Source organism: Pseudomonas sp. P5_B3 (assembly GCF_056400405.1).
Genome location: NZ_JBFULI010000002.1, coordinates 88,859 through 108,696, shown reverse-complemented (window position 1 = coordinate 108,696; position 19,838 = coordinate 88,859). Strand labels below are relative to the sequence as shown.

The 19,838-nt window shown below is 58.4% G+C and carries 17 protein-coding genes; 9 read left to right on the top strand and 8 right to left on the bottom strand.

From position 1 onward, the window contains the following. Window positions 1-53 precede the first annotated feature (53 nt). Genes mpl through AC1DRN_RS01715 form a run of 3 tightly spaced genes read left to right on the top strand, consistent with a single transcriptional unit; the run spans window position 54 to window position 2,309 of the window. Complete coding sequence (mpl, locus tag AC1DRN_RS01725; protein ID WP_223460865.1) at window positions 54-1,403, top strand: UDP-N-acetylmuramate:L-alanyl-gamma-D-glutamyl-meso-diaminopimelate ligase; 1,350 nt, start codon at window positions 54-56, stop codon at window positions 1,401-1,403. After that, window positions 1,400-2,032 (top strand): flavin prenyltransferase UbiX, encoded by a 633-nt coding sequence (gene ubiX, locus AC1DRN_RS01720; protein ID WP_223460866.1) that lies wholly within the window; start codon window positions 1,400-1,402, stop codon window positions 2,030-2,032. Before mpl ends, ubiX begins: the two co-directional genes overlap by 4 nt. Continuing rightward, entirely contained in the window at window positions 2,025-2,309 is a 285-nt protein-coding gene (locus AC1DRN_RS01715) for a YceK/YidQ family lipoprotein (protein ID WP_223460869.1), read from the top strand. Before ubiX ends, AC1DRN_RS01715 begins: the two co-directional genes overlap by 8 nt. A 132-nt stretch (window positions 2,310-2,441) precedes the next feature. Here AC1DRN_RS01715 and AC1DRN_RS01710 read toward each other — a convergent pair whose 3' ends face one another. From AC1DRN_RS01710 to AC1DRN_RS01700, 3 genes are all read right to left on the bottom strand, one after another. Further along, window positions 2,442-3,083, bottom strand: coding sequence for an oxidoreductase (locus tag AC1DRN_RS01710; protein ID WP_223460871.1), 642 nt, complete (start codon window positions 3,081-3,083; stop codon window positions 2,442-2,444). A gap of 27 nt (window positions 3,084-3,110) precedes the next feature. After that, window positions 3,111-4,829, bottom strand: a complete 1,719-nt coding sequence (locus tag AC1DRN_RS01705; RefSeq protein WP_223460874.1) for a C13 family peptidase — start codon at window positions 4,827-4,829, stop codon at window positions 3,111-3,113. A gap of 114 nt (window positions 4,830-4,943) precedes the next feature. Then, window positions 4,944-5,399 carry a MaoC family dehydratase gene (locus AC1DRN_RS01700; protein ID WP_223460876.1) on the bottom strand — a complete coding sequence of 152 codons (456 nt, stop codon included), beginning with the start codon at window positions 5,397-5,399 and terminating at the stop codon, window positions 4,944-4,946. A gap of 193 nt (window positions 5,400-5,592) precedes the next feature. On the opposite strand from AC1DRN_RS01700, the gene AC1DRN_RS01695 reads away from it, so the two are divergent. The 3 genes from AC1DRN_RS01695 to AC1DRN_RS01685 are packed head-to-tail and all read left to right on the top strand — an operon-like array spanning window position 5,593 to window position 7,269. Continuing rightward, complete coding sequence (locus AC1DRN_RS01695) at window positions 5,593-5,955, top strand: CidA/LrgA family protein (RefSeq protein WP_223460879.1); 363 nt, start codon at window positions 5,593-5,595, stop codon at window positions 5,953-5,955. Then, entirely contained in the window at window positions 5,952-6,668 is a 717-nt protein-coding gene (locus tag AC1DRN_RS01690; RefSeq protein ID WP_223460881.1) for an LrgB family protein, read from the top strand. Before AC1DRN_RS01695 ends, AC1DRN_RS01690 begins: the two co-directional genes overlap by 4 nt. 10 nt (window positions 6,669-6,678) lie before the next feature. Continuing rightward, on the top strand, window positions 6,679-7,269 hold the full coding sequence (locus AC1DRN_RS01685; RefSeq protein WP_223460883.1) for an LON peptidase substrate-binding domain-containing protein: 591 nt from the start codon (window positions 6,679-6,681) through the stop codon (window positions 7,267-7,269). A gap of 156 nt (window positions 7,270-7,425) precedes the next feature. Here AC1DRN_RS01685 and AC1DRN_RS01680 read toward each other — a convergent pair whose 3' ends face one another. The 3 genes from AC1DRN_RS01680 to AC1DRN_RS01670 all read right to left on the bottom strand — a co-directional run bounded on the left by AC1DRN_RS01680 (window position 7,426) and on the right by AC1DRN_RS01670 (window position 14,887). Continuing rightward, a complete protein-coding gene (locus AC1DRN_RS01680; protein ID WP_223460885.1) occupies window positions 7,426-9,426 on the bottom strand; it encodes a hypothetical protein in 2,001 nt (666 codons plus the stop codon). Between the two features lie 114 nt (window positions 9,427-9,540). After that, window positions 9,541-13,080 (bottom strand): calcium-binding protein, encoded by a 3,540-nt coding sequence (locus AC1DRN_RS01675; protein WP_223460887.1) that lies wholly within the window; start codon window positions 13,078-13,080, stop codon window positions 9,541-9,543. A gap of 70 nt (window positions 13,081-13,150) precedes the next feature. Further along, window positions 13,151-14,887 carry a hypothetical protein gene (locus AC1DRN_RS01670; protein WP_223460889.1) on the bottom strand — a complete coding sequence of 579 codons (1,737 nt, stop codon included), beginning with the start codon at window positions 14,885-14,887 and terminating at the stop codon, window positions 13,151-13,153. Between the two features lie 22 nt (window positions 14,888-14,909). On the opposite strand from AC1DRN_RS01670, the gene AC1DRN_RS01665 reads away from it, so the two are divergent. After that, the gene (locus AC1DRN_RS01665) at window positions 14,910-15,233 is read left to right on the top strand and encodes a hypothetical protein (protein WP_223460891.1); all 324 of its coding nucleotides are present in this window, start codon (window positions 14,910-14,912) and stop codon (window positions 15,231-15,233) included. Window positions 15,234-15,572: 339 nt separating this feature from the next. Here AC1DRN_RS01665 and AC1DRN_RS01660 read toward each other — a convergent pair whose 3' ends face one another. Both AC1DRN_RS01660 and AC1DRN_RS01655 read right to left on the bottom strand, forming a co-directional pair. After that, window positions 15,573-16,889: a bifunctional DedA family/phosphatase PAP2 family protein gene (locus tag AC1DRN_RS01660; RefSeq protein ID WP_223460893.1), complete on the bottom strand. Its 1,317-nt coding sequence runs from the start codon at window positions 16,887-16,889 to the stop codon at window positions 15,573-15,575. A gap of 106 nt (window positions 16,890-16,995) precedes the next feature. Then, on the bottom strand, window positions 16,996-17,694 hold the full coding sequence (locus tag AC1DRN_RS01655; RefSeq protein WP_223460895.1) for a DNA-3-methyladenine glycosylase: 699 nt from the start codon (window positions 17,692-17,694) through the stop codon (window positions 16,996-16,998). Between the two features lie 177 nt (window positions 17,695-17,871). Here AC1DRN_RS01655 and AC1DRN_RS01650 point away from each other — a divergent pair, with 177 nt between their 5' ends. Together AC1DRN_RS01650 and nadD are read left to right on the top strand one after the other, a co-directional pair. Next, window positions 17,872-19,143, top strand: coding sequence for a glutamate-5-semialdehyde dehydrogenase (locus AC1DRN_RS01650; protein ID WP_477786612.1), 1,272 nt, complete (start codon window positions 17,872-17,874; stop codon window positions 19,141-19,143). A gap of 1 nt (window position 19,144) precedes the next feature. Further along, on the top strand, window positions 19,145-19,834 hold the full coding sequence (gene nadD / locus AC1DRN_RS01645) for a nicotinate-nucleotide adenylyltransferase (protein ID WP_263289728.1): 690 nt from the start codon (window positions 19,145-19,147) through the stop codon (window positions 19,832-19,834). The last annotated feature ends 4 nt before the right edge of the window (window positions 19,835-19,838 follow it).

The window sequence follows — 19,838 nt, the reverse complement described above, 5'->3', positions numbered from 1 at the left end:
TGCGATTTTCCCCTCCCTAAGCTAACCTGCGACCAAGTTTTACGAGGTCGACTATGCACATTCATATTCTTGGTATCTGCGGCACTTTCATGGGGTCAATGGCGGTTCTGGCCAAAGAGCTGGGCCATCACGTGACGGGCTCCGATGCCAACGTCTATCCGCCGATGAGCACTCAGCTGCAAGCCCAGGGTATCGAATTGACCCAAGGCTACGACCCGGCGCAACTTGATCCGGCCCCTGATCTGGTAGTGATCGGCAACGCCATGTCCCGGGGTAACCCGGCTGTGGAGTACGTGCTGAACAAAGGCCTGCCTTACGTCTCAGGCCCGCAATGGCTGGCCGATCACGTGCTGCAAGGTCGTTGGGTACTGGCCGTTGCCGGTACGCACGGCAAGACCACCACCAGCAGCATGCTGGCCTGGGTACTGGAGCACGCGGGCATGGCCCCGGGTTTCCTGATCGGCGGCGTGCCACAAAACTTCTCGGTGTCGGCGCGCCTGGGCGATACGCCGTTCTTCGTCATCGAAGCCGACGAGTACGACAGTGCGTTCTTCGACAAGCGTTCGAAGTTCGTGCACTACCGTCCGCGTACGGCAATCCTGAACAACCTCGAATTCGATCATGCGGACATCTTTCCGGACCTGCCGGCCATCGAGCGACAGTTCCATCACCTGGTGCGGACCATCCCGAGCGAAGGCCTGGTGATTCATCCGACCACTGAGCCGGCGTTGCAGCGTGTTATCGAGATGGGCTGCTGGACGCCGGTGCAAACCACCGGTGCCGGCGGTCAGTGGCAGGTCAAGCTGCTCAGTGAAGATGGCTCGAAGTTCGAAGTGATGTTCGATGGCGTCGCCCAGGGTGTGGTCGAGTGGGACATGACTGGTCAGCACAACGTCGCCAACGCCCTGGCGACCCTGGCTGCCGCACGCCACGTCGGCGTGGTGCCGTCCATGGGCATCGCCGCGTTGAGCGCCTTCAAAAGCGTGAAGCGCCGGATGGAGAAAGTTGCGGAAGTCCGTGGCATCACCATCTATGACGACTTCGCGCACCACCCGACTGCCATCGCCACCACCCTCGACGGGCTGCGCAAGCGCATCGGCGATGCACCGTTGATCGCGATCATCGAGCCGCGTTCCAACTCCATGAAGCTTGGCGCGCACCGTGACGGATTGCCGGAAAGCGTGGTCGATGCCGATCAGGTGATCTGGTATGCACCAGCCAACCTCGGCTGGGACCTGGCGGGTACTGCGGCGCTGTGCACTGTGCCGTCGATTGTCAGCGATTCGCTGGAAGGCATCATCGAGCGCGTGAAGAGCCAGGCGCAACCGGGCACCCACGTGGTGATCATGAGCAATGGCGGCTTTGGCGGCCTGCACGGCAAGCTGGCCGAGGCGCTCAAGTGAACAACGGCCCGGACCGCATCACGCTGGCGATGACCGGCGCTTCCGGCGCCCAGTACGGTTTGCGCCTGCTCGACTGCCTGGTGCGGGAGGATCGTGAAGTGCACTTCATGATTTCCAAAGCCGCGCAGTTGGTGATGGCCACCGAAACTGACGTCACGCTGCCGAACAAACCGCAGATGATGCAGGCGTTCCTCACCGAATACACGGGCGCTGCCGCCGGGCAGATTCGGGTGTACGGCAAGGAAGACTGGATGTCGCCAGTGGCTTCGGGCTCTGGCGCACCAGCGGCGATGGTGGTGGTGCCGTGTTCGACGGGTACTTTGTCGGCCATCGCCACGGGTGCCTGCAACAACCTGATCGAGCGTGCCGCCGATGTGACGCTCAAAGAGCGTCGCCAGCTGATTCTCGTGCCTCGTGAAGCTCCGTATTCGAGCATTCACTTGGAGCACATGCTCAAGTTGTCGAACATGGGCGTGACAATCCTGCCGGCATCTCCGGGCTTCTATCATCAGCCGCAAACCATCGACGACCTGATCGATTTCGTCGTGGCACGGATTCTCAACCTGCTGAATATTCCTCAGGACATGTTGCCGCGCTGGGGCGAGCATCATTTGACCAGCGATGAATAAGCTGCTGGTGATGGTACTGGCGCTGCAATTGGTCGGGTGCGCCACGGCGCGCACGCTCGATGCGGCGAAGCCGGGGGCGCCAGTGGTGTACTCGGGGACTCGTCTGGATTTGTACGCGATGAACGGTGGGTGCTGCGCCAAGGACCGTTTCGGAGCCGAAGCGCCGAGCTATCCCGGTGTCGACCTGCCGGCCAGTGCGTTGCTCGACACGCTGCTGTTGCCGCTGTCGTTGCTCACGGTTTTGGGCGTGAATTTTCAGGCGACGGGTGGATTGTAAGAGAGCGCTTCGCGCTCTATCGCGAGCAAGCTCGCTCCCACAGGTTTTTCAGCGATTACAAAATTTGTGTACGACACAAAATCCTGTGGGAGCGGGCTTGCCCGCGATGAGGCCCGCTCAGGCACTATAAAATTACTTGCCCAACTTCCTCAGCTCATCCGACTCGACAATCCTGACCCCGTCCTGCTCTTCCAGCGCCAGGCGCCACATCGCGCGAGCAAGTTGGCAGGCCTCGATACCATGGTATTTGCCAGGGATCAGTCGTGACAACGGGCCGGCGACTTTCTCGCCCAGTCGCGGTTCGGTGCGTTCGCCCAGCAACAGCGAAGGTCGGCAAATAGTCAGCTGCGGCCAGTCCTGCGCGCGCAGTGCGTACTCCATCTCGCCTTTGACCCGGTTGTAGAAAATTGTGGATCTGCGATCGGCTCCCAGTGCACTGATCACGATCAAATGCCTTGCGCCCATCTCCCGTGCGCGTTTGGCAAAGGCCACGACCATGTCCAGGTCCACCGCGCGGAACGCCTGTTCCGAGCCCGCCTGTTTGATGGTGGTGCCCAGGCAGCAGTAGGCGATGTCGACACGACCGTTCAACTGCGGCAGAAGCTCCACCGGGTCGCCGACCGGGTTTTCAAGGTGGGGGTGCTTGGCCAGGGGCCGGCGTGAGGGTGCCAATACCCGGGCAATCGTTGGCTCGTTAAGCAGGCGATCAAGCAGGTGTTCACCCGTCAAACCAGTGGCTCCGGCAAGCAGCACGTGCTGGGGCGTCAAGTACATAGTGTTTCTCCCTTGATACTGTTCAGCTTAGTTGCTGTTTGCATCCTTGCTTTCGATAGACGCACTTTGCAGGGCTTTTCGTGCCTGCTGTTTGCGCAGTAATTGCCAATGCGAGAGGACGGTTTTCGGTGCCCAGATCTGTGGTTCGGAGGCTTCGAAACCGTCTGCCAGTTCACGTTCGGCGACAGTGGCCTTGGCCAGTTTGAAGGCTTGTTCCAGATCATCGGTCTGGTTCAGGGCCTGGGCGAACAGTGCATCGCCGAAGTAAGTGAAGTTGGCCTCTTCCGAGCAACCGAAAGACACCCGGTCGGCCCGCGAGGCTGTCATGATCAGGGTTCGTTCATCCTTGAGGGCGGGGAGGAATCCGCCGGAGTAACAGGCCGAAATCACGATGATCTTGTCGCGGTTTTTCAACGGGGCGAGGACAGCAGCCATTTCGTCGGCTGGCAGGTCGGCCAACTCCATGCGTGGCTGGTCAAGCACCAGCTCGTGTTCGCTGGTGCCATGGCTGGTCAGGTAGATGAAAATCAGGTCTTCCGGCCCGCTGCGCTCGGCGAGCGTCAGGGCGGCACGGCGCAGGTTTTCCCGAGTCGCCATCGGGCGGTCGGCGAGGTGATCGCGATGGTTCACCAGGCGGATCTGGCCGAAAGCGCCGAAACGGCTGTTGAGCATATTGGCGACGTAGTCGGATTCGCGCAGAAACACGCTTTGCTTGCCATCACCGCCCAGGGTCAACGAATACAGTTCCACCGCTGGGGTCGAGGGCGGAATATTGGTCAGCGCTGCGTCGAGCAAGCGCCCCTGGGCCAGCAGGCCGAGTTCCAGGGTGTCGGGCAATAACTTGCCCTCGGCGTCGCGCACGCGCTGGCCGCTGATCCAGGTGCCGCTGAGCACGGTGCCGTCGGTCAGCACCAATGTGCCGCGCCCCTGGTAACTGTCGTTGTCGAACTGACCGGTGTAAAAACTGCCGTCAGACAGGTTCAGTCGGCCCTGGCCGGAAAAGCGCCAGTCATTGAACTGGCCGATGTAGTGGCTGCCGTCAGTGCCGATCAACTCGCCCTTGCCGTTCAGCGAGCCTTCCTTGAACTGGCCCAGCCAGACATCGCCGTCGGCGTTTTCGTAGCGGCCTTTGCCGTGCAGTTGATTGTTCTTGAAGCTGCCGACATAGATGTCGCCATCGGCACTGTTGAACGTGCCGTTGCCTTCCAGTTGGCCTTCGACGAAGTGCCCGGTGAACTGATTGCCGTTGCCGTCACTGCGCTGGCCTTCGCCATTGGGTTTGCCGTGGGCGAACTGGCCCTGATAGGTGCTGCCGTCTTCAAGTTCGAGGCGACCCAGGCCGGCGAATTGATCGGCCTTGAACTCTCCGCGATAGCTCATGCCGTTTTCTTTGAGGGTGCCTTCGCCGTCGCGTCGGCCGGCCTTGAAGCCGCCGCTGTAATTGCTGGTATTGGTGGTCAGCGCCCCCTGGCCGTCGAACAGTCCCTGATTGAACTGCCCGCGATAGACCTCGCCGTTGCTGCCGTGCCATTCGCCCTGGCCATGCCACTGGCCTTTGTCGAATTCGCCGGCGTACCAGCTGCCGTTCGGGTAGTCGATGCGTCCCTTGCCTTGCAGCAAGCCATTGACCAGGTCACCACGATAGCGTCCGCCATCCGGCAGGCGGGCGTCGGGGGCCAAAAGCGATTCGCCGTCGCCGCAAGCGGTGAGCATCAGGGTCAAGGCAAGGAGTGCAAGTGGGCGCATAGCGGATTCCGGGCAATTAGGCGAGGGAGTATGCCGCAGCTATGTGTCCTTATATAGGGTGAGGTGCCGCTAGAAGGCGCGAAACAGCATGAGCTGCTTCGCATCCGGGAAGGTTTATACGAAGCACAGGGACAGGGGTTCGGCGATGTACGCCGGCTTGTCCGAACCTTCGATTTCCAGGGTGGTGGTGGCCTTGAGCAGCCATTGGCCGGGTTTTTTCTCGATGACTTCGGTCAGGTCGACCTTGAGTCGCACTTTCGAATTGACCTTGACCGGCTGAATGAAGCGCACGCTGTCGAGGCCGTAGTTGACCACCATCTTCAAGCCTTCGGGCATGACGAGGATGTCTTCCATCAGTTTCGGGATCAGCGACAGCGTCAGAAAGCCGTGAGCGATGGTGCTGCCAAATGGCGTTTGCGCGGCCTTGACCGGGTCGACGTGGATGAACTGAAAGTCCCCTGTGGCTTCGGCGAACAGGTTGATGCGCTCCTGATCGATAGTGAGCCATTCGGAACGTCCAAGTTCCTTGCCGACATAATCTTTGAGCTCTGCAACTGGAACATAGGGCATTGAGACTCTCCTTGGGTTCATCGGTTTTTTAGTTTTGGCTTGCGGGGATCTGACCTCCCGGCTTACCACTTTAGATCAACATGACCAAACGCTCCGGTCAACTGACCATGCTTTTGGCGAATGCCGGTCTATAGCGCGGGCATGCTTATAATGCCCGGCCAATGCGGGTGACGGATTTTGCGGGAGGTCAACAATGTTGCTACGGGGTCTGACGTGGCTGGTGCTGTTCCAATTGCTCGGCACGGCGATCAATCATTTGTTTTTGCCCGTGCTGCCGGGGCCGATTGTGGGGTTGCTGCTGTTGCTGGTGTACCTCATCTATCGCGGACAGGTCGGCGAGCCACTGAACCTGGCGGCCAGCAGCCTGTTGCGCTACCTGCCGCTGTTGCTGGTGCCGCCAGCCGTGGGCGTGATGGTCTATGCCACTGACATCGCGGCGGACTTCTGGGCCATTGTCGGTGCGCTGGTGTTGTCGCTGCTGCTTTCGATGGCCTTCGCCGGGGTGCTGATGCAGCGCATGGTCAAGCGTCACGCTCACTCCGAGGACAGCCAATGATCTTTGACTGGCACGGCGCCTGGACGTCGGTGATTCACCATCCATTGTTCGGCATAGGCATTACCCTTGGCGCCTATCAACTCGTCCTGGCGGCATTCGAGAAAACCCGTTGGATCTTTTTGCAGCCGGTGCTGGTCTCCATGTTACTGGTGATCGGCGTGCTGGCGGGCTGCGGCCTGACCTACGCCGAGTACCGCAAGAGCACCGAGATCCTGAGCATCCTGCTCGGCCCGGCCACTGTCGCGCTGGCGGTGCCGCTTTACCTCAACCTGCGACGGATTCGGCAGTTGTTCTGGCCGATATTTACTACGCTGGTGATAGGTGGTGTCGTGGCTACGGGCATGGGCGTGCTGCTGGGCTGGTGGTTCGGTGCCGAACACATGATCCTGATGACCATGGCGCCGAAGTCGGTAACCTCGCCGATTGCCATGTTGGTGGCTGAGCAGATCGGTGGTGTCGCGGCGCTGGCAGCGGTGTTCGTCTTGATTACGGGTGTGATCGGGGCGATTTTCGGCCCGGCCCTGTTGACCCGGCTCGGCGTGCACAGCCCGGAAGCCAGGGGGATGGCGCTGGGCATGACGGCCCACGCTGTCGGCACGGCCGTGGCGATGCAGGAAAATGAAGAGTGCGGCGCCTTCGCGGCGCTGGCGATGAGTCTGATGGGTGTGGCCACGGCGGTTCTCCTGCCGCTGGCGGTGTCGATGGTGGTGTAAGGAAATGTCTATGAGTCTGCCGCTTTTTCCGTTGAACACAGTGCTGTTTCCAGGCTGCATCCTCGACCTGCAGATTTTCGAAGCGCGCTATCTGGACATGATCGGCCGCTGCATGAAACAGGGCGGTGGTTTCGGCGTGGTGTGCATCCTCGAGGGTGAAGAGGTCGGGATCGCCCCGGCCGGCTACGCGCTGGTGGGTTGCGAAGCGCTGATCACCGATTTCAATCAACAGGACAACGGTCTGTTGGGGATTCGGGTTCGAGGCGGACGGCGTTTCCATGTATTACGATCGGAAATCCAGCGCGATCAATTGACCGTCGCCGAGGTCGAGTGGCTGGAAGACGAACCGGAGCAGCCACTGCAGGACGAGGACGCCGACCTGGTGGCATTGCTCAAGGCCCTGGCGGAACACCCGATGGTTGAAGCCTTGAACATGGGCACTGAAGCGACCGGGCAACAGTCACTGGCCAATCAGTTGGCGTACTTGTTGCCCTTCGCTGAACTGGACAAGATCGACCTGCTGCAACTCGACGATCCGCAGCAACGACTGGATGCGATTCAGGCGTTGCTGGATGAGTTGCAAGGGGAGTTGTTTGCCTGAGGCGCTGACTTTTTTTGTTGCTTATCTGGCAGTTTGTTCGCTCCGTGAGCAGTGAAGCACCTGCCGCCCATCGATAACCCATAGCGACGCCAGGATAGTCTCCAGGCGTCGTTTTTTATGGGTAGCACGCCGGTGGGTGGGATCGATTTTACAGAATCAGGTTCTGTAATGCTCGGGAACTGGCCAGACGATATCGTTGGCAAATACCTCCACATCTCTGGGAAGTTCCAGCACCGGTTTTCCCGAAGCGGCAACCTCGTCTATCAGCTGATCATAGCGAGTCACCGGTACGAAGAAAGTCCCATCACCCGGCACTACCTCCTTTCGATAGGATACGGCCTGGTTGTCTCCCGCCCAGGTTGCTTTCTCGATAGCGTCAGCGTCGGCCCCGGCTTGTGTGTAAATATCGTCGACCCTGGCGGCCCGGGTCAATTCTGAATTCACCAGCCAGATCCTCTCCGCACTGATGCCTCGGGTGGGCATTGATATGCGGCCTTCCAGTGCATCCGGGTCAAAATGTATTCCAGTTCGATTTAGTTCAATGTTTTCCCAGCCGGGTACGACCTCGATCCCGCGTGTGTCAATGACATAGATGAATCCCAAGTGTTGGTTGCGTCTGAGCGCCGGATAGTCTTTTGAGTCGTCAAACACAAAGGAGCTGTCAGAGTCCGACTCGGAGCCGTCACGATTTCCTTCTGTAACAGTGCTGTCCGAATCCGAATTCCTGGCGGGGTAGAGGTTGGCTTGAGAGTTGTACTTCAGTGGGTGCTCATAACCGCCGAGATGTTTTTTATACCCGATGGCGTTACCCAGACTGAACGTTACGCTGAATCCCCGTTTTGTGGTGGAGCCGGTTGCATTGCCTTTAAGGTGGATCATGCGCCTGTCTCGGGCCAATTCCATCGGTGTACGATGATCGCCCCTGAACATCGATGGAATATCCGTTCGGTATAAAGCGCCGTGCAGGTTGCGCTGATAGCCAGCGTGTTGCAGAAATTCGTCAAAGAATTCTTCAGTAAACCTATCCCGAAGTTTGTGCTGGCGGCCATAATCGTCGCCTTCATTTCGCAATTTTAAGATGTACGGTTCCAGCTCTTCAGCGACCAGTTTAAATCTCTGATCGTCGTCTTTATTTTGAGTCAAAAGCTTGTGTTGTTCAGCCCACTCAGGCATTTGTCCGCTTGCCAGTTCCTGGCGCAACCGTGCCTGTTGGTTCTCGCTCAGGTTGTAGCTGCGCAGCAGTTTCGCGCGCTCGGCAAAGGAATGCTGCGGATAAACCCATTTCAATGAATCGGTTAAATAGAGGTGGGTGGCAGGTTCTGCGAAACGCCTGACCCATAACGGCACTTTACCGGTTTGTTGCACTTCTGCCCGGAATAGCAAAATTTCCGGGCCGTGAATCCGATACAGTTTCCAGATGTCGCCATCGGTCCATTGCGCCAGGTTCACCGGTACAGACGCATCACCCCTGGCTTGGGCTGGATCCACGCGAACCCATCGGTGTTGTTCATCCCTGAAGGCGAAACCACTCTCGGGGGCTTGAAAAGGCGAGCCGCCGTAGCTGACTGCGTAATACCCCTGGGCATCCGGTAGATGGCTGACGGTGTATCGGTTGCTGTCGAAGTAAGTGGTGGGTTTGTTCAGGCTCCAGACATCGCCCGTGACGCTTCGATAAAGCGGTGGCCCGAAAGCGCCTTGTTCTTGGGGTGACTTTGCGCGGTAAGTGTTGAGTCTGGTATCGAACTCGACCATCACTGTTTGTGTACTGTTACCCACGCCGTCGACGACCTCGACGTCGACAAACCGTCTGTTCTTGAAAATCCTCAGTCCATTCTCGTCGGGTGCGGGTAACTTGCTGGAAACCTGTTGTACATAGGGCTCCAACAGTGGAGTCCTGACATCATGGTGGGATGTGGCGGGAGCAGGGATTCCGGTCGCCACCACGATTGGTAACTTGAGCGCAGTGTTGTCGAGCGCAGGGTCCTGGGCCGGTTTCACAGGGGCGGAGGAGACGGTTGAGCCTTCGGGCCAGAATCGGTTTGCTGGACCGAACACTGGATCGTCGGTCGAGCCGTCCGGCGTTCTCGGTCGCTGCGTTGAGGTTCCTGGTGCTTCGACCGTTGGGGTGGTGGGACGGATTCCAGGTTTTTGACGCATGAGGGTGCACTCCATCTTTAATGAATCAGCCATTCCTTCGGCTGAATGAGGCCAGCGCCGACGTGACGATGAACGTCACGTCGGGCTTGCGGTGATAAGTCGATGACAGGCTGATCAACCAGGCTGGATCGGTTGTATAAACAGAGCCTGGGGGGCAATGCGGTAGTCGGGATCCGTATCGATGCCCCAATAATCGTCGGTTGAGTTGTAGTACACCGTTCCGTCAATCCGTGGCGAGAAGCCGATATGTTCAACAACAATTTTTGCGGCCAGTTCTTCTCGCTGCCGGTGGGCCCGGATGTCGATTAGCAAGGCATCGATGCTGGCGTAGCCTCGCGCGTTGATCAGGTAGAGTTGCAGCACTTCAAATAAAAGCTCGACGGAATAAATGTTTCCGGATGAAGTCGCTACGCTGATGGAGTCTACCGGCCCCGGATGGTCCACACTCGGCAACAGGATCGCTGCGCTACCGACTTTCAGTTTTTCGGACGTCAGGTGTATTTCGTTGCGCGTAACGGTTTCTGTCAATTGCGTACTGAAGAGGGTCCAGGTCGATGCGTTAGAGGTTTGCGCGACGGCACCCGGTGTGGACAGGCTGAACAGGGTGTTGCTGAGGGGATACACATCGTAGGTCGAGGCTTGGCCATGCACGACATAGATCCCTTTATGCGGGGGCGGGGGGAAGTTGACCTTCTGCGGACTGGCGGCAAGCAAATAAGGCTTGATGCGTACGGGGTTGAGAAAGCGATAGTGCCCGTGACGAAGCTTCAGGCATTCCCGGGTGCTACGTGATTTGTAACCCGGATTGGTTGCGTCCTCACGGTAGGAAATATTCGGGGGGACCAGTCGATAGGATTTGCCATCCTGCATCACCAGGACAACGTCATGCGCGCAGTGAATGCCGGCGATCCGAATGCCGCTATTCATATAGGCCGCTATGTGTCGCTGTTGTTTTTCGCGAATGATGCCTGTGAGATTAACAATTTTCGAAGGCAGAAAAATCCATATATTGAAGTTTGAATACTTCAGAAACGTGTAGCCCGAGATGCCCGTTTCCGCTTCGACGGTATAGCTGACTTTAATTTCATCTATTTCCTCATCTTTGTAGTCCAGATATACCGCGACGGAAGTTTCAGGCGTGTTGGCTTCGGCGATGAAGTTGACTCTGCGGCCATCGCGCGAAACAAAGTAGTGCGGCGAATCCCGCTTGGCGATCACCACTGCTCCGCTGTTGGTTATATAGGGCGCCGGCGCCGGGGGGCCGCCAGTCGCCTCGCACTCTACATCGTAATCGAGTGAGTCAGGCAGTTGAGCAGGCAAGATGGGCACCAGCTGGTAACCGTCCTGGGTTCTAAACTGCAACCGGTTGTTTTTCACCCGGCGCAGACCGTCGACATGTTCATAGATATTCTCGACGGTCAGCGCGTGTTGCGGGAGCTCGCCGTCCGTGTCCCGCAACGAACGGATGACCAGCGAGGTATCGATGATCCTCCAGCTTTGAATGCGCTCCATGGGCCAGCCGAATTCGATGAGGCTCGCTTGTTCGCCGTCTTCGACTAGTGATACTCGAGCGTTTGTATCCGCAATGTAGTAGCGGTCCGTTCCGGGGCCGCCATCAACCCGAGCGTCCCAGCCGCGGATCGCGATCGTGTCATCTCCTGGTCCGGCATCGATGTGGTCGTAACCGTTGGCCGAGATCTGATTGGCTTTGTCGTCCCCGGTGACTCGATTTGAACCCTTTCGCAAGGTCGAGATGTTTTCGATGGAGGTGAACTCCGCGATCAGGATGTCGTCTTTCGCACGGTCCTCATGACGCAAGGCCACCTTGCCGGTCTGCAGGTTGACATCGTAACCGACATGAAGTGTATCAGCGCGGGGACGGGAACCCTCGAAGGCCAGGGTGTCGGAGCCCTCAAAACCGTCCAGAACACTGGTGCGTGCCGGCTGCACTGGCCGGTTCAGTTCCGCTTCGGTTGTTTCGAAGTAAAAACTGTCATTCTTGTCACCACCGACCAGTTTTTTGACCCCGTTGCGATAGACGAAAATATTGGGCTTGTCCTTGGGGGCGTAGACCTGATCATCGCCGTCACCGAGTCGCCAAAGAATGCCTTTGTTTTCGCCTCCGCTGCCTTTGACACTGCCTTTGAGGTTTGACGGAAGCCCGTCACGCGCAAGGATAATATCGTCGGTCTCAACGATAGCCGGCTCCGTATCAAGCTTGTAGGGTTCTTCTCCGGCGTTTTCGTCCCATTGGTAGTGCCAGATTTTGATTGTCTTCAGTGTGACGTCGAAACCGCCATTTACGATGTATTCCAGTTCTTCTTTATAAGGACCTTCAAGTAAGGTTTTTGCCGAAAGCTCTAACTGTGCGGTGTAATCACTCAAGGTCTTGTTAATTTTGAAGCGGTCCATCACATCCTTTTGCACTTCTTGACGAAAGAAGGCGAGCAATCCGGCAAGCATCCGTTCGCCAAAGTCCAGTTCAACGTAATCATCAATATCGTCCACGATCCGTGCGGCCCGGTAGATTTCCCCTCCCACGATGAGGATCGCAGCGGCGGCGAGGCCAACAGGACCGGCGACGCTGCCGAAACCGGCCAGCGCTGCCGCGCCCAGCGAAAGACTGAGTATCGCGCTCGTCACGTTCATCGCGCCGCTGACATAGTCATCCTGTGCTGCCTTGCCTTGCTTGCCCGCAGCGGCCTGGAAGGAACTGACGGCTCCGTAAATGTCGAATGGCAGAGTGAGGACGCTGGCAAATAACCCGGCCCCTCGACTCAGGGTTTTCCCCACCGATGTGGCGCAGTACCCATTGAAGGCCGTTCCGCCGCCTACGAGCATCTTTATACCGACTTTGGACAGGCCTCGTTCGACGATCAGTGAACCTGCTTCGCTTGCGATACCGCCGGCGTTTATTCCTGCATCAAGCCATTCACCGGCGTCAACGGCGTCCCTGATTCCGCGCATGCCGCTGTAAATGCCATAGGCCTGCATACCTACGCCGAAGCGGCTGAGATTTTTATTGACCCAAGGTGGCAAAGGAACGTCGGCTGGATGAATGTCGATTTTCTGGGCTGCGTCGGCCAGCCTCGCGAAACGATCCGTCGGGCTGCCAGGCGTGATTGATTTGTCGGCGGCCATGAGGCGTGGGGCGTTCTCCGAGCGCAAGCAGGCCAGTTCGAAGATGAACGTGGTCACTTTGCCACTGTCTGCGGGATTGGCGGAAATGTCCCGGGCCATGACCTTGGCCGGATCGATGCTCAGAGCGTCGAGGAAATCCTGATAGGGCTTTTTAAAGTTCGTGTTTGCCGCGCTGATGTCTTGGCCAGCGATCTTCGCGCCCAATTTGCTGAGTTCCACACGGCTTATGGTGCTTTCGCCAAAACGCAGTGGCCCCAGCTTTTTATCCAGCGAGGCAAGCGTGTCGGCAGATGAAGAGTTGGCTGTTACAGCGTCCGGCGCAGGTGTCAGGGGTGGCGCGCTGGGAGACGTATCAATCACGTCCGTTGGCCCAGGTGTCAGAGGTGGAGCGCTGGGAGAAGTATCAATCTGGCCGGCGGGCGGCGCATGACTGTTGGCCGATGCGCTGATCGCCGTGACCTGCATCGGTAAGTGGGTTGAAGTTTCCATGGCGGGTTCGATAAGTTTGGCCATTGTTTAATCCTTTAAATAATGAATGTTATAAGCCCCGGTTTTTACCGGTGCGCAAGGTCGGGTGTTTCCCTCAAGGCCATATGACGTCATAGCCAAATTCGTTTTTATTGCCAGACAGCTTCAGCATCGGTTTACCCGCGGCCTCCACTTCATCGATCAATTGGTCGTATTCATGTTTGTTGGCGTGACCCGCATGGGTAGCGGCTTCGATACGTGCGCCGCGACTGCCGGCTTGCGCCTCGATGTCGTATACCTTTGCGCCCTTTGTCAGGGCTGAGTTCAACAGCCAGATACGCTCTGCCTCCAGCCCCTTTTTAGTCACCGAAATCAATCCTTCGTAGTCATCGTCGGGAAACCAGGTGGGCGGCGTGTCGCGGGCCGCTGAATTGAAACTGTGGTTTTCTTCATGCGGGACCACTTCCAGGTTGCGGGTGTCCAGCGCATACAAAAACATTTCCGTTTGCCGCGCTCTGGTGCTTTGGTAATTGCGTTCATGATCCCAGGGGATCGGACTTCCCGCATCCGACCATTCGGAAGATTCGCTGCTGTCCGTATCGCTTGCATTGCTTGCATCACTGTCCGAATCGTCAGTGTTTCGTCCTGGGTATTTGTTGGTTTGCGAGTTGAATCGCAAGTACTCGGGATCGGGGGTTGAGGCGTACATCAGGCCCTCATTGAGGCTGAAGGTGGCGCTCATCGGCTTATGGGTGGTGGCGCCGGGGTGGTGCGCATAGCGAGGCAGCATGGCGCCGTCGTTCGCCACTTCGAACGGGGTGCGCTCGTCGCCCCTGAACAGAGCCGGTATGTCCGTTCGATACAGACAGTTGTTCTTGTTACGCCGATAGCCCAGTTTCGCCAGCAGCGCCTCGCGCAATGCGGGGGTCAGGCTGGTCTCGGGGTCATAGCCGTCATGCCGGGCATCACGCTTGAGATTCAGCTCATTGATGGCGTCTCGGCTGAATTGATCGAGGTAAAGTGGATTGCCAACGTCTTCAGTCATGCGTTTGTGCGCTAGTGCCCATGGCGGCAATGTCAGCTCGGTCTGCAGGTGCTGTTGCAGGCGAGACAGTTGGCTCGGCAGCAGGTTGTAGGATTGCAAGAGCGCCTGGCGTTCGTTCGAGGTCAGGGTCGGGTGCAGCCAGCGCAGTGAATCTCGCAGCAGGTTGACGACCGGGTCCTCCGTTACATTGGGTTCGACCCACTGTGGGGGCTTGCCCGAGGCTTGTGCTTCGCTGCGGAAGCGCTCGATATCCCGACCGTGAATCCCGTAGAGCTCCCAGATCTCCCGGTCGGTCCAGTGTGTCAGGTGGGTGGGTTGCGAGCCGAATCCTCCTGCGGGAGGGTCGACCTCAATCCAGTTTCCGTAACGATCCTTGAACGCAAACCGTGTGTCCGATTGATTCGACCCCGACCTTGGCTTGAACTCGTGATAACCCTGGGCATCCGGCGAGCGCATCGATGCGGTGTACAGTCTTTGATTGATGTAGGTTGGCGTGTCCGAAGATCGTGGTCGTTTCGGTACGACCATTGTCGCAGGCTGCTCGCTCGATGATGGCGCGGGTCGCTTCGTCGCGGTGCCACTGCCTGTCTGGAAGTCATCGCCGGTAACAGGTTTTTCACTGATCTGCGCTGTCAGGCGCCAGGTGGAACCTGTTTCGTTTTTATAAAGGATCGGGCCGGACGGATGTTGCTCCGTCAGTAACTTCATTCGATAGACACCGAGTTTTGCATCCAGATCGACATGAGCGGTCTGTAAAACGCCGCCATCGTCTACATCGACAAATTTGCGCCCGACGATGTAGCGCAAGCCGTCTGCATCCGGTGCTTGCATGCCGCGCAGAAAGTTCGCAGATAACCAGTATTTGGTCAATGATGTATCGCTCTGCGAAGAATCGGTTATTGTTCGAGTCGGCAAATCGGTTATTTCAATGGCAGGGTGGACAGGTGGATCAATGTCCGGGCGAGTTGCAAGACCATTATTGGACCTCAAAGGAGCAGTGGCGTCGGCAGGCCAGGTTCTATGGGGCACGAATATTGAAGTGCTCGAATCAGGCCTTATTGTTGGCTCGTTCGTTGATACCGGTTTATTCGGAGTTGTTACGGGTGGCTTGCGGGGTGTTTTGGGACTCATGGCAAACTCGCTTATAAAATAAAATTGATAAGTTATGTTGATCCGCCTGATGGCATTTTTGGTGAATATGAAAAAGCGATAAGTTAGTAGTTACATTGTTGAAATATGGATTGTGCGTGGTTCACGACAAAGTGGGTTTTAATGTAATTGATTTTTCAGGTCGTGAAAGGTGAAGACTTTGGAAGTGACGGGAAAATATGTAACTTCGATTATTAGTCAGGCGGATGTTCAGCGAAGACGCGGCCGCGTCGCAATCAGGCAACTCGCGAGATCAAGCACCACGCTTGTCGGAGAATTCCTTGAAGCGTGGCGAAGAAGGGACTCTGTTGCTGTGAGTCGATAGACTGGCGAACCCGTGATGTCAGTAGGCGTACCGCAACATTGCAGGGGGCAGATGACGCAAGGCGAAAAAACTGAACAATGCCAACAGTGCCGGCAGGATCAGCCACCAGACCTTGAAGGGCATGGCATTGAGGGACGTCTGGCGTTGGCTCAGCCACAAGCTCACGGCACACACGCACGCTGCCAGCATGGCGCCGGCCAGCACGTCGGTGGGCCAATGTGCGCCGAGATAAACCCGGGACAAGGCGATCGACAGTGCCGGCAGGCAGGCCAGCAGCAGCCAGGTCAGGCGCATACGCGGGGGCTGTCCGCGACCGGCGAGTACCCCAAGGGTCAGAAACAAGGCAAACGCCCCCGAAGCGTGGCCACTGGGCATGCTGTAGCTGGTCAAGGGGTCGCTGAGCACTTCCGGGCGTACCCGGGCGAAGAAGTTCTTGGTCGCGGTATTGGCCAGGGCGGTGCAGAGCAGGGTGCCGCCGGCAAACAGCGCCTGGCGCCATTGTCGGCACAGCAATAGCAGGCCGGTGAGCAGGGCACTGAACAGCAGCATGTTGCGGAACTCACCGATCAGGGTGAGTGTGATCGCGATTTCATCCAGCACGGGTTGGCGGTGTTCCTGCACCAGCGTCATCACGCCTTGATCGAGTGCCGTCAGGTACGGATAGCCGATGAACAGGCCGATCAGAATCAACAGGCTCATGCTGCCGATCCAGATGGTTGCGCGACGGTGGCGGCGCAGGCTGCTGTTGACGCTGAGTCCGATCATCACCGCAATACTGCCTGCGACAATTCCGGCTTCCAGCCAGAACCCTTCAGGCAATGGCAGGCGCAAGGCCGCCCCGGTGGCCCAACCCGGCAGCAGATAAGCCAGGCTCCAGCCGGCGGCGGCCAGCAGGCTGACAGCAGCGAAGCGCGGGAAGGGCATGTCGCACATCCCGGCGACCATTGGCAACATCGGTCGCAGCGGGCCGATGAAGCGACCGACCAACAGGCTGGCAATGCCGTAGCGCTGGAAATAGCTTTCAGCGCCGGCCATCCATTCAGGATGATGGCGCAACCCCGGTAGTCTTCGGATGTTCTGGTGGAAATGGCGCCCGAGGAAGTACGAGATCAGATCACCGAAAATCCCGCCGAGAAAGCCCAGCAACAAAGTTTCGCTCAGTGATAGCGCGCCGCTGCCGGCCAAAACGGCGACGGCGAACAGCAGCACGGTGCCTGGCACGATCAAGCCGGCAATCGCCAGGCACTCCACAAAGGCAACAATGAAGACCGCAGCAGCCAGCCACTGCGGATTGGCCGCCAGCCATCCGGTCACGCTATCGAGCCATGGGCCCATAAAACCACTCCATCAAAACTTCAATTGATCCCAAAGGATGCAGGCAATCTTCAGCAGCACTCAGTTCCCCCTTGTGGGATTTCATTTGTCGCGGATTTAGCGCATATCAGGGCCGCAAGAAATAATCCCGGCCTTCGACCTGGCCGCGTCGCAGCGGGTTGCGCGTACACCATTGCGCGTAGGTCGCGTCGACAAAGCGGTACATCAGGTGCTCATCACGGCCATGGGGAATGCCCAGGCGTGTGGTTTGAATGATGTGCGAAGGCGCCGGCCCGGTGTCTTCTACCAGAAGAACGTCATGATCGAAACGCTTGGCATCCCACATCGGAACCTTCAACCCCAGTGCCTTGCACAGCAAGGTCTGCCCGGCGCAGAGTTTCTGCGATGGCCGCGCACGTCCTTGAGCATCGGGATTGTTCAGCAGCATCTGCGCAAGGCTCGCCGGCCCGCTGATTTCATCGACCCACGGATAAGCCGATTTGATCAGCACCGCATTGCCTGGCCCTTGAGCGCTGAAGTTCAGCGAATCGCCGCCACGGGCGTAATACATATAGATGTGGCCGCCATCCAGAAATAAAGCCTTACGCTTTTCCGTGTAGCCCAGCGAGGCGTGGCTGCCTTTTTCCGCGCAGTAATAGGCTTCGGTTTCGATGATCCGCGCGCTCAGCCACAGATCGCCGACCCGATGACGGATGACTTTACCGAGCAGATCCTGCGCCAGCATTTGCGCATCTCGGTCGAAAAAGGCATCCGGTAAGCCCAGCGGCAGGCGCTCGGCGCGGTTGCGAACGGTCAGATTGGACATGGCAGGCAACGTTTATCCAGACTGAAGAGGTCGTGATGATAACAATGCACGGCTTAATTGGGCCTGAACGCTGGCGAATCAGCGTTCATTTCGACCATCCGCCCGTCACCGCTGTTAGTCCCGGGACGCGACAGCTATAATCTGCCGCTTTCCTCTTTGCCAAGACCCCAGCAGACCATGACTGAGTCCGTTCTTGACTATATGACCCGATTGGGTCGCGCCGCCCGTGAAGCCTCCCGGGTCATCGGCCGTGCCAGCACCGCGCAGAAAAACCGCGCCTTGCAGGCTGCTGCCAATGCCCTGGACGCCGCTCGCGCCGAGCTTGCAGCAGCCAATGAACAGGATCTGGCTGCCGGTCGTGCCAATGGTCTGGAGCCAGCGTTGCTGGAGCGTCTGGAACTGACCCCGGCACGCATCGACGGCATGATCGTCGGTCTGCGTCAGGTTGCTGCGCTGCCGGATCCGGTCGGTGCGATCCGCGACATGAGCTTCCGTCCGTCGGGCATTCAGGTCGGCAAGATGCGCGTGCCACTGGGCGTGATCGGGATCATCTACAAATCCCGTCCTAACGTGACCATCGATGCCGCCAGCTTGTGCCTGAAGTCCGGCAACGCGACCATCCTGCGCGGTGGCTCCGAAGCGATTAATTCCAACCGGGCGATTGCCGCGTGCATTCAGCGCGGTCTGGCCGAAGCAGAGTTGCCGGCCGCCGTGGTGCAAGTGGTCGAAACCACCGATCGCGCGGCCGTCGGCGCGCTGATCACCATGCCTGAATACGTCGATGTCATCGTGCCGCGCGGCGGTCGTGGCCTGATCGAACGTGTCAGCCGTGACGCCCGCGTACCGGTAATCAAGCACCTGGACGGCATTTGCCACGTTTACGTGAGTGAACACGCCGATCTGGCCAAGGCCCAGCGCATTGCGTTCAATGCCAAGACTTACCGTTACGGCATCTGCGGTGCCATGGAAACGCTGCTGGTGGATCAAACCGTCGCCAGGGATTTCCTGCCGGCGATGGCGGCACAGTTCCGCGAAAAAGGCGTCGAACTGCGCGGTTGTGAACGTACCCGGGCAATCATCGATGCCGTGGTCGCCACTGAAGAAGACTGGAGCACCGAATACCTGGCGCCGATTCTGTCGATCCGTGTAGTCGACGGAATGGACCAGGCCATCAAGCACATCAACCACTACGGTTCCCATCACACCGATTCGATTGTCAGCGAACACCAGGGCGAAACCCGGCGTTTCGTGGCTGAAGTCGACTCCTCGTCGGTGATGATCAATACCCCGACATGCTTCGCCGATGGCTTCGAATACGGATTGGGTGCCGAGATCGGCATTTCTACTGATAAGCTGCACGCCCGCGGCCCGGTGGGCCTCGAAGGGTTGACCTGCGAGAAGTACATCGTGGTCGGCGACGGGCAGTTGCGCGGACAGGAGCCAGCCTGACTTGGGCGACTTAGACCTGCCAGCCCCGATCGCCGTCAGCGAGCCAGTGCCTTGCCGCATTGGCGTGCTGGGCGGAACGTTCGACCCGGTGCACATCGGCCATTTGCGTGGTGCGCTGGAAGTCGCCGAAACACTGGCGCTCGATGAACTGCGACTGACACCCAGTGCCAGGCCGCCCCATCGGGATACGCCGCAGGTGTCAGCCAAAGACCGTCTGGCGATGGTCGAGTGCGCGGTAGCCGGTGTGGCGCCGTTGGTGGTGGACGCCCGCGAATTGCAGCGGGACAAACCGTCCTACACCATTGATACCCTGGAGCTGATGCGCGCCGAACTGGCCGCCGAGACCCAGGTTTTTCTGCTTTTGGGCTGGGACGCTTTTTGCGGCCTGCCCACTTGGCACCGCTGGGAAGAGTTGCTCCAGCATTGCCATATCCTGGTGTTGCAACGCCCGGATGCCGACAGCGAACCGCCGGATGCCTTGCGCAACCTGCTGGCAGCGCGCTCGGTGAGCGACCCGCTGGCCCTCAAGGGGCCGAGCGGACAGATTGCATTCGTCTGGCAGACACCGCTCGCGGTATCCGCCACCCAGATCCGTCAACTGCTGGCCAGCGGTAAGTCGGTACGTTTCCTGGTGCCCGACGCGGTCCTGGCCTACATCGATGCGCACGGTCTCTACCGTGCGTCGAACTGAATAG